1 protein-coding gene is annotated in these 16,962 nt (G+C 69.7%); it reads right to left on the bottom strand.

The window, feature by feature from the left end; genetic code table 11:
• Positions 1 to 80: 80 nt before the first annotated feature.
• Positions 81 to 16,943 (bottom strand): non-ribosomal peptide synthetase, encoded by a 16,863-nt coding sequence (locus tag GII31_RS17080; protein WP_260840068.1) that lies wholly within the window; start codon positions 16,941 to 16,943, stop codon positions 81 to 83.
• Positions 16,944 to 16,962: the final 19 nt, after the last annotated feature.

The following is a 16,962-nucleotide window of genomic DNA, read 5'->3' as shown; positions in this document are numbered from 1 at the left end:
GAATTCAGATGCGGATGTGAGGTCTATTTCGTTATCGGCACGATCAGGAATAGGTCGTCATCGATCGTTGACCATCGACATCAGTAGCCCAGCCGCCCGGCATACCGCCCGACGCACTCCGGGGAGAGCAGATCGGCATGGCGGCACGGTGCCTCGATGACACGGACCGGTCCCGCGAGGTGACCGGACCAGTCCGCTACGGCGGGCGGTCCGGCGGTGCGGTTGTTGCCGGTGGGGTCGATGGCAGCGGAGACGGCGGCGGTCACGAACACCGTGGCACCGGTGAAGACACCCGGATGCCACACCGCGGCAGCCGGACCGGCCTGCTGATACACCGCGTGCAGGGCCGCGACATCGGCATCGCTGAGTGCGGCGAGCGGACCGCCCGCACTGCGCACCACCCTGGCGATCTCCGGCAGTCCCGGTTCGGGCCCGTCGGCGGGCATCGCGGCCCCACCGAGCTCCGCGAGCAGTTCCCGGGTCGACGGTTGCCGTTGCAATTCGGGGCGTGCGGACACGACGTAGGTGTCGAGCAGGGTGAGCTGTTCGACGATCCGACCGTCGCGTTGCAGGGTGGCGGCGATCTCGTGGGCGACGAGTCCACCGATCGACCAGCCCAGCAGGTGGTAGGGCCCGGTGGGTACGATCTCGGTGATCAGCCGGACGTAATGTGCGGCAAGATCACCGATCAAGATGGTTCCCGACCGGGTGGCGATATCGGTGCCCGCAAGCCCGGGGTGCTGGAGGCCGTACACGGCCCGACCCGCGCCGATGTGCGGCAGCAGGGCGCTGTAGCTCCACGACAATCCCATCGCCGGGTGGATCACGAACAGCGGCGGCGGGGTGTGCCCGTCGGCCGTGGGCCGGCGCAACGGCAGGACAGTGGCGAACGCGGGCGACACGGTGGTGGGTCCGGTTGTGGCGAGCGCGACGGCCAACTCCGCCGGGCTGGGTGCGGCGAACAGCATTTGCACGGTGACCTCGGTGCCGAGCGCGGCGCTGAGCCGCGTCGCCGCAGTGGTCGCCAGCAGGGAGGTTCCGCCCAGGTCGAAGAAGCCGTCATCCGCCCCCACCGCGTCTGCCCCCGCGGCGCCGGGTTCGGCCGGGTCGCCGCCGACGTCGAGGCCGAGCAGCCGGGTGAACTCGGCGGCGATGATCGATTCGGGTCCGGGCGCCGGTGCCCGGCCGGGAGCGGTGCGCGGTATCGGCAGCGCCCGCTGGTCCAGCTTTCCGGCCGGGGTCAGCGGGAGTTCGTCGAGGACGGCGACGGTCGCGGGCACCATGTGCCGGGGCAGCCGGCGGGCGACCGATGAGCGCAGCACAGTCGGGTCGGGCGGCTGCGCGGCGGATCGGTCCCCGATCACATAGCTGCGCAATATCGCAGTGCCGTTGCGGGTGTCGACGACGGTGACGGCGCTGCGTACACCCGGCTGCGCGGCGAGGACGGCGTCGATCTCGGAGAGTTCGATCCGGAAGCCCCGCACCTGTACCTGGGTGTCGGCGCGGCCCAGGTACTCGAGAGCGCCGGCCGCCCCGGATGCGGTGACGGTCCACCGGACGAGGTCGCCGGTGCGATATATCCGCCGCCCGGCATGGCCGGGACCGAGTGCGGCGGGAGCGGCGACGAAGCGGGCCGCGGTCAGAGCCGTCTGCCCGTGGTAACCCCGCGCGATCTGATCGCCGAGCAGGTACAGCTCACCGGTCACGCCGGCCGGTACCGGATGCAGGCGCGCGTCGAGGACGACGGCGCCGACTCCGGCGTTCGGGCCGCCGATGGTGACGGGGGCGTCGCCGAGCAGCACGCCGCTGGTGGTGGTGACGGTGGCCTCGGTGGGGCCGTAGAAGTTGACCATCGTGCGGCCGGCCGCCCATGCCCGCACCACCTGTGGGTTCGTGGCCTCGCCACCCACGCCGAGATGCGTCAGCGACGGTGCCGCCGCCGGATCCATCCCGGCCACCGCGGCCGGTGTGATGAACGCGTGGGTGATGCGGTGCCGGTCGATGAACGTGGTGAGGTCGGCGCCGCCGTAGATGCCCGGCGGCACGATCACCGCGGTCGACGCGGCGGCGGTGGACAGCAGCATCTCCAGGATGGCCGCGTCGAAACTGGGTGATGCGAAATGCAGTACCCGCGAAGTGCTTTCGGTGTTCATACGGCTTCGCAGGGTGGTGCTCAGGGCGGCGATGCCACGGTGCGGGACCAGGACGCCCTTCGGTGTTCCGGTCGATCCGGAGGTGTAGATCAGGTACGCCAGGTGGTCCGGGGTGAGCCTTGCGCGTCTTGCCGAGTCGGCGATCGGCGCGGTGGACACCAGCGACAGCAGGGAGCGGGTGTCGGGGTCGTCGAGCAGCACGGCGTGCCGTCCGTCGCGTAGTGCGGCGTCGGCGGCGGTGGTCACCACGAGCGTCGCGTCCGAGTCGGTGAGCATGTGCGCGATCCGTTCTGCCGGATAGCCGGGATCGATCGGCAGATACACCGCGCCGGTCTTGACGATCGCCCAGAAGGCGACGAGCGCGTCGACCGAGCGGGTCAGGGCCATGGCGATCACCGGTTGATGTCCGTCCCAGCGCGATGGGAGACGGCCCAGCAGCACCCTCGCGAGCGCGTTGGAGCGGGCATCCAGTTCGGCGTAGGTCATCGAACATGCTGTCCCGGTGCAGTTGTCGCCGACCACCGCCACCGTCGCGGGCGCCGACATGACGGCGCCGGCAAGGATCTGGCGGACGGTGACGGCCTCGGGGGCCGGTGATCCGGCGGCCGGTGCGATCGCACGGATCTCGCCGGGTTCGGTCACCGCGATGTCGCCGATCGTGGCCCCGGGGGTGGTGACGATCGTGGTGATCACCCGCACGAGTCGCCGCAGGAGTGCGGCCGCATGACTGTCGTCGTAGCGTCCGGTGTCATAGGTGAGGCTGATACGTGGGGCCGCGGCCGACTCCCGCATCCCGGTGACGGTGAACTGCGCGTCGAATTTCGCTGCTCCGGTGTCGGATTCGCGGACCGTGGCACGCAGCCCAGGCAACACGTCGAGGTGTGCGTCGACGGTGTCGGCGTAGTCGTGCACGGACAGTACGATGCCCACCAGCGGATGACGCCCGGGCACCCGATCGGGGTTGACGGCCGCGACGACGTCGTCGAACGGCGCGTCGAGATGATCCCAGGCCGCGGCGTCGTCGGCCGTCACCTGCGCGAGAAGCGTTTCGGCGCTGTCGGAGTGGGCCAACACGGTGCGCAGTGCGAGCGTGTTGACGAACATGCCGACCACCCCCGGATAGTCTGCGCGGCCCGCGGCGGGCGTGCCGATCACCAGATCGTCACCGGTGCCGAGTCTGTGCAGCAGGATCGCCAGCGCGGTATGCAGCATCGAGAAGGGCGTGCTGCGGCGGGCGCGGGCAAATCCGATCAGGCTGTCGCGCAGCGACTCTTCCAGTTCGATCGACACCGTCGCACCGGACGTTCGGCCCGTCGGCGGGTGTCCGACCGGGGGCAGAGTGGTCTCGGCGGGCGCACCCCGCAACGCATCGGTCCAGTACGCCAGCGCCGCTGAGGCCCGATCGGCCTGCCCGCTGCCGGTCCGGCCTGCTCCGGCCATGGCGAAGGCGTAGTCGCGGTAATCCGGGCCCGCCGGTTCCCACACGGCGCGGCGCCCGGCGGCGCGTTCGGTGTACGCGGTCAGCAGGTCGCCGACCACGATCGGCAGCGATGCGCCGTCGGCGGCGATGTGATGGACGAGAAGGACCAGCGCGTGGTGGTCGGCCTCGCACCGCACCAGCGCGGCCCGGAACGGTGCCTCGACGGTGATATCGATTCCGGTGTCGCACAACCGGCCGGCACAGTCGGCGGCGTCGACGTCCTCGCGTACCGGGAGGTCGCCGACGACCGAGGCCGGGTCCGCCACGATGGTGCCCATAGCGCCGTCAGGGGTGTCGGCGAATGTGGTACGCAGCGCCGTATGTCGGGCGACCACGTCGATGAGCGCGTTCCGCAACGATGCGATATCCAGATGACCGTGCAGTTCGACGATCAGCGGCAGCAGATAGTCGGCGGACCGGGGTGCGCTGCGGGCGAACAGCCACAGCCGTCGCTGCATGGGGGCCAACGGTATTCCGGTGATCGGTCGCGGACCGGCGGGTATGGCGGGAGCCGGTGATGCCGGCAGGGCCGGTGATTCGGGCAACAGTGCGGCCAGCTCGGCGGGGCTCGGTGAGGTGAACAGTTGCCGGACCGAGGTGTCGACGCCGAGGGACCGCAGCCGGGATACGAGCGTGGTGGCCGTCAGCGACGTCCCGCCCAGGTCGAAGAAGTCGTCGTCGGCGCTCACCGGTGCTCCGCCCAGAACGTCCGAGAACGCCTGCGCGATCAGTGCTTCGGTGACGGTCCGCGGGGCGCGGCCACCGTCGCCGTCAGGGATCGGCAGCGCGGCGACATCGAGTTTGCCGTTGCGGGTGCGCGGGAACTCCTCGAGCACGGTGATGCTGGTGGGCACCATGTGCCTGGGCAACCGTCGGCCGAGGGATTCACGCGTCCGATCGGCCAGATCCGGTGCCGCGTCGTCGTTCCCGATGAGGTAGCTGCGCAGGACGGGGGAGCCGCGTCGATCGTCGACGACGGTCACGCAGCCGCGTACACCGGGGCAGTCGCCGGCCGCGCTGTCGATCTCGGACAATTCGACCCGGAATCCTCGGATCTGTACCTGATCGTCGGAGCGGCCCACATACTCCAGGGCGCCGGCGGTGGTCCATCGCACCAGATCGCCGGTGCGGTACATGCGTTGCGAGCCCGTGCGTTCCAGCGTCGCCGGCACCGCGAGGTACCGGGTGGCGGTGAGCCCCGGCCGGCCCTGATAGCCGCGGGTCACCTGCTCGCCGAGCACATACAGCTCACCGACCACCCCCGGCGGCACCGGATGCAGCCGGGTATCGAGGACGGCCACCGCCACACCGCGGTTCGGCTGCCCGATGGTGACCGGATCGCCCTGCGCCACCTGGCTGTTGGTGACGATGATCGTCGACTCGGTGGGGCCGTAGACGTTATGCAGGACGCGTCCCGGCGCCCACCGGCGTACGAGATCGGCCGGCACGGCTTCGCCGCCCACCGCCAGTTGGGTCAGCCCGGGCACCGCGGTGGGGTCCATGCCGGCCACTGCGGCCGGGGTGATGAAGGCGTGCGTGATGCTGTTGCGGGCGATGAACGCGGTGAGGTCGTCGCCGCCGAGGATGTCGGGGCCGGCGATCACCATCGTGGACGCCGACGCGGTGGCCAGCAGCAGTTCCAGCACGGACGCGTCGAAGCCGGGGGAGGCGAAGGCCAGGACCCGGGAGCCGGTGCGCGGGCGCATCATCGTCGCGAGTTGTTCACTCACCGCGCCCAGACCCCGATGCGGCACCAGAACACCCTTCGGGGTGCCTGTCGATCCCGACGTGTAGATGATGTACGCCAGATGATCGACCGTGATGGCGGGGCGTTCCCGCCCGGTCAACGGTTCGGCGGACGAAGCGGCTATCTGCCGGAGCACCGCCAGATCATCGAGGCAGAGTGCCGGTGTGTCGGGCCGGTCGGCCGTGATGGCGGCCGCGGTGGCCCGGTCGGCGGCGAGAACGAGTTCGGCGCGGCTGTCGGTGAGCATGTAGGTGATGCGATCGCGCGGATATCCGGGGTCGACGGGCAGGTACGCGGCGCCGGTCTTGGTGATCGCCCAGATCGCGATCAGCGCGTCGACGGACCGGCCGACGGCCATCGCCACCACGCTTTGCCGCCGTGGATCGCCGTTCACGCCCCGCTCGAGCAGAACCCGCGCGAGCCGGGTGGAGCGGGTGTCGAGTTCGGTGTAGGTGATGGACACGGCGGCGCCGTTGTCGGTTTCCGAGATCGCCGCGATACCGCCGGGGTCGGAGGCGACGGCACGGGCGAACAGTTCGGCCAGAGTTGCCGGCCGCCCCGCCCGCGGACCGGCCGCGGGGGTCAACCGGGCCAGCTCGTCCGGGCCGCTGAGGGCGATGTCGCCGACGGGAAGTTCAGGTGTTTCGGTCAGCGCGTGCAGGACCCGGACAAATCGATCGGTCGTGGCGCGGGCGGTCTCGTCGGTGTACAGGTCGGTCGCGTAGGTCAGGGTGAGGGTGGGCCGCTCGGCTCCGGCGGAGACTCCGGTGATGGTGAACTGGGCATCGAACTTGGCTACGCCGGTGTCGAATTCGCCGCACGAGAGTGACAGGCCGGAGTCGTCGGGAGCGCCGGGGGTCAGGTTGTCGGCAAAGCCGTGCACGGACAGTATCACCCCCAGCAGTGGATGATGGCCTTGTCGCCGAGTGGGGTTGAGTACGGCGACGACGTCGTCGAACGGGGCGTCGAGGTGATCCCAGGCCGCCAGGTCGTCGTCCCGGACCCGGTCGATGAGCGTGGCCGCGGCTTCGGCCGGATCGATGAGTGTGCGCAGTGCCAGCGTATTGACGAACATGCCCACGACCTCGGAGCAGTCGAGTCCGGCTCCGGGCACGCCCCGGTTGCTCACGGGTGTGCCGATGACGAGATCGTCGCCGGCGCCGAGCCGGTGCAGCAGAATGGCCAGCGCGGTGTGCAGGACGGTGAACGGTGTGGTCCGGTGTGTTCGTGCCACGTCGATCAGTTTGTCGCGCAGGGATGTTCCGAGTTCGACGGAGACGCTCGATCCGGGCGGCGCGCTCTCGCGGGCCGGCGCCGGCCCCGAGTACGGTACGGCGGTGTCGGTGGGGGCGTCGGCGAGGAGTCCGGTCCAGTAGTCGGTGTCGGCGGCGGCGGACTCCAGCGCCTCGTCCGAGGTCATCGCCAGGGTGTAGTCGCGGAAATCGGGATAGGCCGGTTCCCATGGTGCGGTGCGACCGGCCACCCGTTCGTGATAGGCGGCCGCCAGGTCGCCGACAAGGATCGGCAGCGATGCGCCGTCGGCGGCGATGTGATGGATCACCAGCAACAGCGTGTGCGTGCCGGGATCGACCGCCACCAGCACCGCCCGCAACGGTGGACCGGATGCGAGATCGATTCCGGTGGAAAGCAATTCCCGTGCATACTCGTCGACACCGCCGTTGGTGCGGACCGGCAGATCGCCGACGGCCTCGGCCGCGTCCATGAGCGCGCCCTCGGCCCCGTCGGGGGTTTCGGTGTACACGGTGCGCAGCACGGCATGGCGGGACACGATGTCCACGAGCGCCCCGCGCAGCGCGAGCGTGTCGAGGTCGCCGCGGAATGTGATGGTCAGCGGCAGCAGATAGTCCGCGGCCGACGGATCGGTCCGGGAGATCAGCCACAGTCGTCTCTGGTTGGGTGCCTGCGGAATCCGCGTCTCCGGGCGCGGCCCGAGGTCGCGCTGCCGGACGGGTGCGGCCCCGTCGAGACGGACCAGCCGGGCGAGCGCTTCGACGGTCGGCTGGTCGAAGACCGCGCGCACCGGGATGCGATCGCCCGTGTGCACGGCATTGATCCGCGAGATCAGCGTTGTCGCGGTCAGCGAGGTGCCGCCGAGTTCGAAGAAGTCATCGGTTGCGGCGATCGACCCGGCTGGGTGCCCGATGATATCGGCCACGACCCCGGCGACGGCGAGTTCCTCGGCGGTGTCCGGGGCCCGCCCGGCATCGCCCGGGTCGTGCGCCAGGATCGGGGCGGGGAGCGAGGACCGGTCGACCTTACCGCTGGTGGTCAACGGAATCCGGTCGAGGACCAGCACCGCGTCGGGCACCATGTGCCGTGGCAGCCGTCCGGCGAGCACTGTGCGCAGACCGGGGCCGGTGATGTCGGCGCCGGGCTCGACGGTCACGTATGACGCCAGACCTGCCGACGCGCCGTCACCGTGCGGGACCGTGACCGCGAACTCGACCGACGGATGCGCGAGCAGGGCGCCGTCGATCTCACCGAGTTCGATCCGGAACCCGCGCACCTTGACCTGTTTGTCGGTGCGGCCACGGTAGATGAGCCTGCCGTGATGGTCGGTCATCACCAGGTCGCCGGTCCGGTACATGCGTTCGCCGGGCCGATCGGGATGGGCCACGAACGCCGCCGCGGTCCGGCCGGGCTGCCCGTGGTAGCCGCGGGCCAGGCCCGGACCGCACACATACAGTTCGCCGGGCACGTACGGCGGCAGCGGGTGCAGGCGTGCGTCGAGCACCAGCAGCCGGGTTCCGTCGACCGGACCGCCGATCGGGATCGGTCCGGTAGCTCGCAGCGGTTCCGAGATCGTCGCCGCCACAGTGGTTTCAGTGGGCCCGTACATGTTGATCACATGCCGGCCGGGAATCCACGGCGCGATGTGTTCGGTGCGCAGCGATTCGCCGCCCAGGCCGAGTGTCCGCAGGTGCGGCAGCGGCCGATACGATGCCGCCGCGAGCGCGGCCGGGGTGATGAACGCGTGGGTGATGCGTTGATCGTCGAGGAAGTCGACCAGTTCGTCTCCGCCGTAGATATCGGTCGGTGCGATCACCAGCGTCGCACCCGAATTGGCGGCCAGTAACAATTCCAGGATCGATGCGTCGAAGGTGGGTGAGGCGAAATGCAGGGTACGCGAGCCCGGCTCGACGCCGAAGCGTCGGGTCTGGCTGTCGGCGAAGGCAATCAGCCCCCGGTGGGTGACGGCCACACCCTTCGGCCGTCCGGTCGAGCCTGATGTGTAGATGACGTAGGCGACCGATGCCGGGTCCGCGACGGCCGGTGCCGTCGCCGGGACCTCGTGCCGACCGGAGTCCAGATCGGCGATCCTGATCCAGGGAATCCGTTGCGGCAGTGTGGCGACGGAGTCTTCGGCGGTGATCCCGAGGACGGCCCTCGAATCGGCCACCAGATGTGCGACGCGTTCGGCCGGCTGCCGGGGATCCACGGGGACGAAGGCCGCACCGGCCGTCGTCACCGCCCACACCACGGCCACCGATTCGATGGACCGGGAGACGGCCACGACCACGGCATCTTCGGCGCCTATCCCACGGTCGGCCAGGGCCACCGCCCAACGCCGGGTCAGGGCACCGAACTCGCGGTAGGTCAGCGCGCGCACACCGTCGGTGACGGCCGGACGATCGGGGTGCGCGGTGACGACGTCGGCCAGCAGCAGCGCCAGATGCCGTGGTTGCCGGGCCGGCACACCCACGAGGGCGGCGGCCACGCAGTCGTCGGGGACGTGGTAGTCGTCCAGGCGTCGATCGGGGTCGGCCACCACCTGCTCGGCGAGCCTGCCGAGCACCAGGGCCAGGCCCCGCACGTGCTGGTCGGCGAACACCGTCGCGTCGTAGGTGAATCGTGCTACGTCGCCGCGAACCCGCACCTCCAACGCGAAACGTGTGTCGCCGGTGTCGAGTTCCTCCGGGGTGACCGTCAGGCCGGCCAGGTCGATCGACGGAGTGGACGGCAGATTCTCCACCGACAGGATGACGTCGAGGAGTCGCGGTCCGCCGGGGCGGGTGGATCCGTCCGCCGATCCGGGCGCGGCGGCCAGGACCTCCTCGATCGGGATGTCGGCGTGCGAGAAGGCGTCCAGGTCGGCCGTCCGGACCTTTGCCAGCAGATCCGCGAACGTCTCCGACGGGTCGATCCGGGTGCGTAGGGCCACCAGGTTGACAAACATGCCGACCACATCGCCGAGGCGGTGGTCGTCGCGACCGGCGCTGGGCGTGCCGATGATGATGTCACCGCCGTGGTGCCGGACATCGATGTCGGTGTGCGTGCGGAACAGCAACAACGCCACCAGCGCGTGCACCGCCATGAACTCGGTCGCACCGGAAGGATGTCGGGTGTCGACGCGTCCGCGCAGGGCCTCGCGCACCGACGCCGGGAACGGCACCTCGATGAACCCCGCACGTGCGCCGCGCGAGTCGTCGTCGCGGTAGTCGGCACTGGCCATCACCGCCGGGGCGGTGCCGATACCGGCCAGCTCCCGCGCCCACCAGTTCGCCGACGCGGTGAGGTCCAGGGCGGCCTGGCGGCGCAGGTAGTCCCGGTAGGTCACCGGCAGCGGGGTCAGGGACGGTGCGTTTCCGCCGGTCAGGTCGGCGTAGGCGCGGGTGATGTCGCGGGCCAGCGGCGCCATCGACCAGCCGTCGGCGGCGATGTGGTGGATGACGACCGTGAGCTTGTGATGGTCGGGGGCCAGCCGGTGCAGCCACACCCGCAGCGGCAGTTCGGTGGTGAGATCGAAGGGCAACCTGGCCGATTCCCGTGCCAGCGCGAGCCACTCGTCGGCGTCGGCGGTGACGGCCTCCAGGGAGAAGGTGACCTCGCCCGCCGGTCGGATGTCGAGCACCGGCCTGCCATCGGACTCCGGGTAGCGCGTGCGCAGCGGCTCGTGGCGTTCGACGGCGGCCAGCAGCGCACCCCGCAGAGCATCCACGTCGAGCGGTCCGCGCAGATCCAGGGCGAACGCGATCGCATACTCCGCGCCGGCCTCGTTGATCCGGTTGGCGAACCACATCCGGTGCTGAGCGGTCCCCGGCTCGGCGGGGGCACCGGGATCGTGCACCAGACCCGGCAGCTCACGGACGTCGGGGGTGCATTCGGCGACAAACCTCGCCAGATCCGCGATCCGGGGGTGCTCGAAGATCGCCCGGACCGGGACGCGCCGGCCGGCGAGTGCTTCGAGTTGCCCGCCCATCACCGTCGCCAGCAGGGAGTTGCCACCGAGGGCGAAGAAGTCGTGGTCCCGGCCCACCGAATCGGGTTCGAGTTCCAGGATTTCGGCGACGGTCGCGGCGATCCGGGCCTCGATCGGTCCGCGCGGGGCCACGTACTCGGCCGTGCCGACGATATCGACATCGCCGGCCGCGAGTGTCCGAGGGTCGGGAAGTGCCCGCAGATCGGTCTTGCCCACCGGGGTCAGCGGGATGGTGTCGACTCGTACGATCGTCGGCGGGACCATGTGCGCCGGTAGATGATCGGACAGCACGGTGCGCAGGGCGCGTAGGTCGAGCCCGGTACCGGTGACATAGGAGACCAGAGCGGCTTGCGTTCCGGTACCTGATACGACAGTCGCCGATCGGGTCACCGACGGATCGCCGGCGAGGACCGCGTCGATCTCACCGAGCTGGATGCGGAAGCCGCGGATCTTGGTCTGCTGATCGATACGGCCCCGGAACTCGAGCCGACTATCGGCACGCCATCGCACGAGATCACCTGTGCGGTAGAGACGTTCACCGTTCTCGCCGTACGGGTTGGCGACGAACCGGGACGCGGTGATCGCCGCCGCACCGTGATATCCGCGGGCCAGGCGACCGCCGCCGATATACAGCTCGCCGACAACGCCGGGTGCCACCGGGCGCAGTCGCTCGTCGAGAACCAGCAACGACGCCCCGCGCAGCGGAGAACCGAGCGGCACCGAGCCGTCCGCGAACACGTCCGCGGCGGTCAGCGGGTCCGACGAGGTCACCATGACCGTGGTTTCGGTGGGGCCGTATCCGTTGAACAGCATCCGGTCGATCGACCACTGACGCACCGCGTCGGGGTTCGGCGCCTCCCCACCGATCACCAGGGACCGGAGTTCGGGGACGTCGGCCGGCGACATCGCCGTCAGCAGCGACGGTGTCATGAACGCGTGGGTGATGCGATGGCGAGCGATGAAGTCGGACAGCTCGCGGCCGCCGACAATGCCGGGCGGCACTATGTACATTGTCGAGGACGTAGCGAGCGGGCTGAGCAGTTCGAGGATCGAGGCGTCAAAACTCGGTGAAACAAGTTGTATCGTACGGCTGTTCGAATGAACGCCGTAATTTTCGACGGCGGAGGCCAGCAGATCTGCCAGGCCGCGGTGGGTGACCGCCACGCCCTTCGGGGTGCCGGTGGTGCCGGAGGTGTAGATCAGGTAGGCGATGTGATCGACGCGAATCGGTGCGGTGCGTTCGGCATCGACGATCGGTGCCGACGAATACGCGTCGAGTTCGGCGGCCAGTTCGGGGCTTCCGAGAACGATGGTCCGGTGTCCGGAGTCCGGGCCGGATTCGGGATCGGTGTCACCGGCGTGGTCGATATCGGTGATCACCAGCCGTGCACCGGAATCGGCGAGCATGAACGACCGGCGGCGAGCGGGGTAGGCGGGGTCGACCGGCACCCAGGCGGCACCGGTGCGGGTGATCGCCCAGATCGCCACCAGCGACGCCATGCTGCGCGGCAACGACACCGCCACATACTGTTCGGGTCCGGCTCCGGCCCGGATCAGCACGCGGGCAAGCCGGTTGGCGAGGCGATCGAGTTCGGTGTAGGTGAGTGACCTGTCGCCGTCGACCACAGCCGTCGTCCCGGGCGCCTCGCGCACGGCATCGGCCAGGAGTTGCGACAGGTGCCGGGGGGTGCGTGAGGCGCGACCGGGCGCGGGCACGAGAGCGATGCGTTCGTGCGGTTCCAGAACCTCGATGTCGCCGATCACGATGTACGGGTCAGCGGTGACCGCGGCCAGCACCCGCTGCAGTCGGATGGCCAGGGCGTCGATTGTGGTCCGATCGAAAAGATCTGTTGCGTAGGAGAACTCGATATCCATCCGGGACGGCAGGCTGCCCGTGGTCACTCGGTGCGGGACGAACGACACGTGCAGATCGAATTTGGCGATACCGGTGTCGACGCGCGAGGCCGTCACCGACAGTCCGGGGAAGTCCAAGTCGATGGCGACATCGTCGTCGAGTCCGACGGCCACGCTGAAGAACGGCTGGCCGGTGCCACCGCGCGCCGGATTGAGTTCGGCGACGATCCTGTCGAACGGATAGGAGGCGTTGTCGAAGGCGTCGAGATCGGCGGACTTGACCTGTGCGAGGAACTCCGCGAACGTCAGTGACTTGTCGGTTCGGGTGCGCAGCGCGAGCGTGTTGACGAACATACCGACCAGCGAGTCGAGTTCGGCTGCGCCACGCCCCGATACGGCGGTGCCCAGCACGATGTCGTCGGTGCGGGAAAGGGTGCGCAGCAACACCGCCACCACCGCGTGCAGCACCATGAACATCGTCGCGTCGTGGGCGGCCGCGATGTCGCGGAGCCGGACCAGTACCTCGGGGGCGATCGCCGAGTGCGCCGTGGCTCCGGCGAGCACTCCGCTCGTTGGTCCCGCGCTCGTTGGTCTCGCGCTCGTTGGTCTCGCGCTTGTTGGTCGTTGACCGGTGTAGGGCAGTTCGGTTTCAGCCGGGGTGTCGCGCAGCGTGCGTGACCAGAAATCGAGTTCGGCCGGGGCGCTCGAGCGGGGATCGTCGAGCCAGGTGTGGGCGGCGAGCGCGGCCCGGCTATAGCTGACCGGCAGTGCGGTCCATGCGGGGGCGGTGTTCTCGCGGCGTGCCCGGTAGGCGGCGGCGAGGTCGGCGGCCAGGGGAGCCAGCGACCAGCCGTCGGCGGCGATGTGATGAATCACCATGGTCAGGCTGTGATCGTCGTCTGCGTGGGTGACGAGTCGGGCCCGGATCGGCAGGTCGGTGGCCAGGTCGATGGGCAGCCGCGCGAAGTCGCGGTCGGAGAGCGCATCCCCGCTGTGGGTGTCGAGTTCGATGAGGTCGGGCCGGACGTCGACGATCCGCTGGTACGCGATGCCGTCGACCTCCGACACCGTGGTGCGCAACGGCTCGTGGCGGGCGACCACGTCGTTCAATGCGGCACGCAGCGCCTCGACGTCGAGCGGTCCGACAAACCGTACGGTGAACGGGATATGGTAGGCCGCCGATTCCCGGGGGTCGATCCGGGCGGTCAGCCACAGTCGGTGCTGGGCCGGGGACAGCGGTACCGCCCGCTGGTCGGCGGTCAGTGTGTCATCGGTCAGTGCGTCGGCGGTCAGTGCGTCATCGGGGCCGGTCGGTGCCGCCGATCCCATATTGTCGGCCACGTCGTCATCGGTGACGCCCGACTCCCGCAGCGCGGCGACGATGCCCGCGGCGTCGTCACCGTCGAAGATGGCCCGGATACCGATCCGGCGCCCGGTCGCCGCGGACAGGCGTGCGGCGACCCGGGTGGCGGCCAGCGAATTGCCGCCGAGGTCGAAGAAGCCGGTCGTCATCGACACCCCGGTGTGGTGCGGTGCACCGATCTCCGGTGCGTCGGCGATACCCAGGACATCGCCGATGGTGCGGGTCACCAGCCGCGACAACCGGTCGGTGGGCACCACCATCTCGGCGTCCGGTTCGCCGAGTACGGGTTCGGGAAGTGCGCGACGGTCGAGCTTGCCGCTCGGCGTGAGCGGCAGATCGTCGAGGACGACTATCGCCGTGGGCACCATATGCGCGGGCAGATGCGCGGAAAGCTCTTTGCGCATGACCTGACTGTTGAGATTGTCGGCACCGCAGACATATCCGGCGAGGATGGCGGTGTCGGCGGTGGTCCCGCCGACGATCACGGCGGCCGCCGAACGCACCCCCGGCAGCTGGGTGAGTGCGCTTTCGACCTCGCCCAGTTCTACGCGTTGCCCGCGGATCTTGACCTGGGCGTCGTCGCGGCCCACGTACTCCAGTGCGCCGTCGATCCGCATGCGCACCAGGTCACCCGTGCGGTACAGCCTCTCGCCCGGGCCGCCGAACGGGTCGGCGACGAATCGGGAGGCGGTGAGCGCGGGCCGGTTCACATACCCGCGGGCCAGTTGTACCCCGCCCAGATACAGTTCTCCGATCGCCCCGGCGGGCTGTGGCCGTAACGCGCGGTCGAGTACCCGGACGGTGGTGTTCCAGACGGGGCGGCCGATGGGAATCACCGAATCGTCCGCGCGGCAGTCATTGTGGTGGGTCACGTCGATGGCGGCCTCGGTGGGCCCATACAGATTGTGGACGGGCGCCGGGCAGATCGCGGCCATCGCGGCGACGGTGGTCGGTGTGAGCGCTTCGCCGCTGGTGATGATACGGCGCAGGCCGCGCAGATCGTCCCCGGCGCCGTCGGCGTGGGCGGCGGCGAACGCCGACAGCATCGACGGCACGAAATGCACCGTGGTGACACCGTGCCGGGCGATCGTCTCGCGCAGATACCAGGGATCGCGATGTCCGTCGGGGGTGGGCACCACCAGACCCGCGCCGACGATGAACGGCCAATAGAATTCCCACACCGACACGTCGAAGGTGGCCGGGGTCTTCTGCAGGACGCGATCCTGTTCGGTCAGCGCGTATTCCGCCTGCATCCAGCGAAGCCGGTTGACGATGGCACGGTGACTGATCACCACACCCTTGGGCAGGCCGGTGGAGCCGGAGGTGAACAGGACATACGCGGGGTGGTCGGGCCGGGGCCGGGCGGGTGCGACGCCGGTGGTGTCGGCGGCCAGATCGTCGAGGGTCACCACCGGGACATCGATGCCCGCGTGTGGGGTATCGGCGGCGATGACGAGTGCCGGCCGGGCCGTGGCGAGAATGTGCGCGCGTCGCGGGGCCGGTTCACCGGGGTCGATGGGCAGGTACGCCGCACCGGAACGGGTGACGGCGTGCAGCGCGACCACCTGGTCGACGGACCGGGGGATCATGACCGCCACCACCACTTCGGGCCCGACCCCGCGTGCGGCCAAGGCGCGGGCGATCCGCTCGGCGCGCACGCGCAGTCCGGCATGGGTGAGGGTGGTGTCCAGGTCGTCGGTGAGGGCGGTCAGTTCACCGTGCTCGTCGGCGGTGGCGTCGAGCAGATCGATCAGTGTGTGTTCGCCGACGGTGACGTGTTCACCGGCGGCGCCACGACCGTCGGTGCCCGGATCGGCGGGCAGCGTGACGGCGGCGACGGGAGCGTCGGGGCCGACGTGTACCAGCTGATGGAGCAGGTCGATGATCCGCCGGTGGTGCAGCTCGATGTCGTTGGCACTGTATATGTTCGGATTCGCCTCCAGGTCCAGGCGCATGCCCCCGTCGAATCCGCGGTAAAGATTGATCGACATGTCCTCGACCGGCCCGGTGGTTACCACGTTGACGTCGGCGCGGGTGGGACCGAAGTCGAGGTGGGACATGAACATCATCACGTTCACCATGGGCCCGAAGAACCCGCGGCGGCCCTGCGCGGCGGGCAGGATCTCGGTGGAGATGTCCTCGTGGCGGAACCACTGATGCCGCACCGCTCCGGCGATCTCGGTGTCAACCCGGGCGAGTAGCTGGGCGACGGTCGGCGACGTGCCGTCATCGCCGGTCAGGCGCGCGCGGATCGGCAGGACGTTGGAGGTCACGCCCGCGCAGCCACGTAGTTCGTCGGTGTCCCGGACGGCGAGTGGTAGGCTCAGCGTCGCATCGTCGACGTCGTTGAATCGGGCGAGATAGATTGCGACGGCGGTGGCCAGGATCGTGGCCGTGCGGACCCCGGACTTCTTCGCGAGGTCCCGGATATGTTGCGTCAGCGTGCTGTTCAGGTCGGCCGATCGGACGATGGCCACGGGTGCGGCAGGTTCGGAGGTCGCTGAGAACGACATCATTTCCGGTTCGTCGGCCGATCCCGCGAGGCGTTCGGTCCAGTACGCGAGGTCGGCGGCGAAGCGTTCGGACTGCCGGTAGTGCTCGTCGACGCCGGCGAGCTGCGCGAGGGACAGGGGTTCGAACGTGGGCAACTGCTCACCGGCGACGCCCGCCGCGTAGTGCGCGGCGACCCGGGCCATCGCGATGGTGGCGCCATAGCCGTCGAGGACCAGATGGTGGCACCACAGGTACCAGATCGAGTGACCTTCGCCGAGGTGCAGGAGATGGGTGGTGACCAGTCTGTCCGCGAGCACGTCGACGGGCGTGGAGCGGTGGTTGTCGATCCACGACATAGCGGCCTGCCGTGGATCGTTGGATTGCGAAAGGTCCACGTGGCGCAGTGTCAGATCGAGGGAGGTGTCGACGACGAGTCGCGGCTCGTCATCTCCGGCCGGCTGCAGCCGGGCGAAACCCGACTGGGTCTCCATGCATGCGGCGACCGTGGCCCGTTCGAGCAGGTCGGCGTCGACCGTGTCGTGGAACTCGAAGAACGCGGCCACCGACATCGGGACGTCCGGGTCGAGCTCCTGCGCGTAGAAGATTCCTCGCTGAGCCGCGGTGAGGCGCATCGTGCCATCGGTAGCGGGC

The sequence above is a fragment of the Gordonia pseudamarae genome, assembly GCF_025273675.1.
In the GTDB taxonomy this organism is placed as follows: Bacteria; Actinomycetota; Actinomycetes; order Mycobacteriales; family Mycobacteriaceae; genus Gordonia; species Gordonia pseudamarae.
The sequence above is the reverse complement of the archived record's forward strand: the minus strand, read 5'-3'. Positions and strand labels throughout refer to the sequence as shown.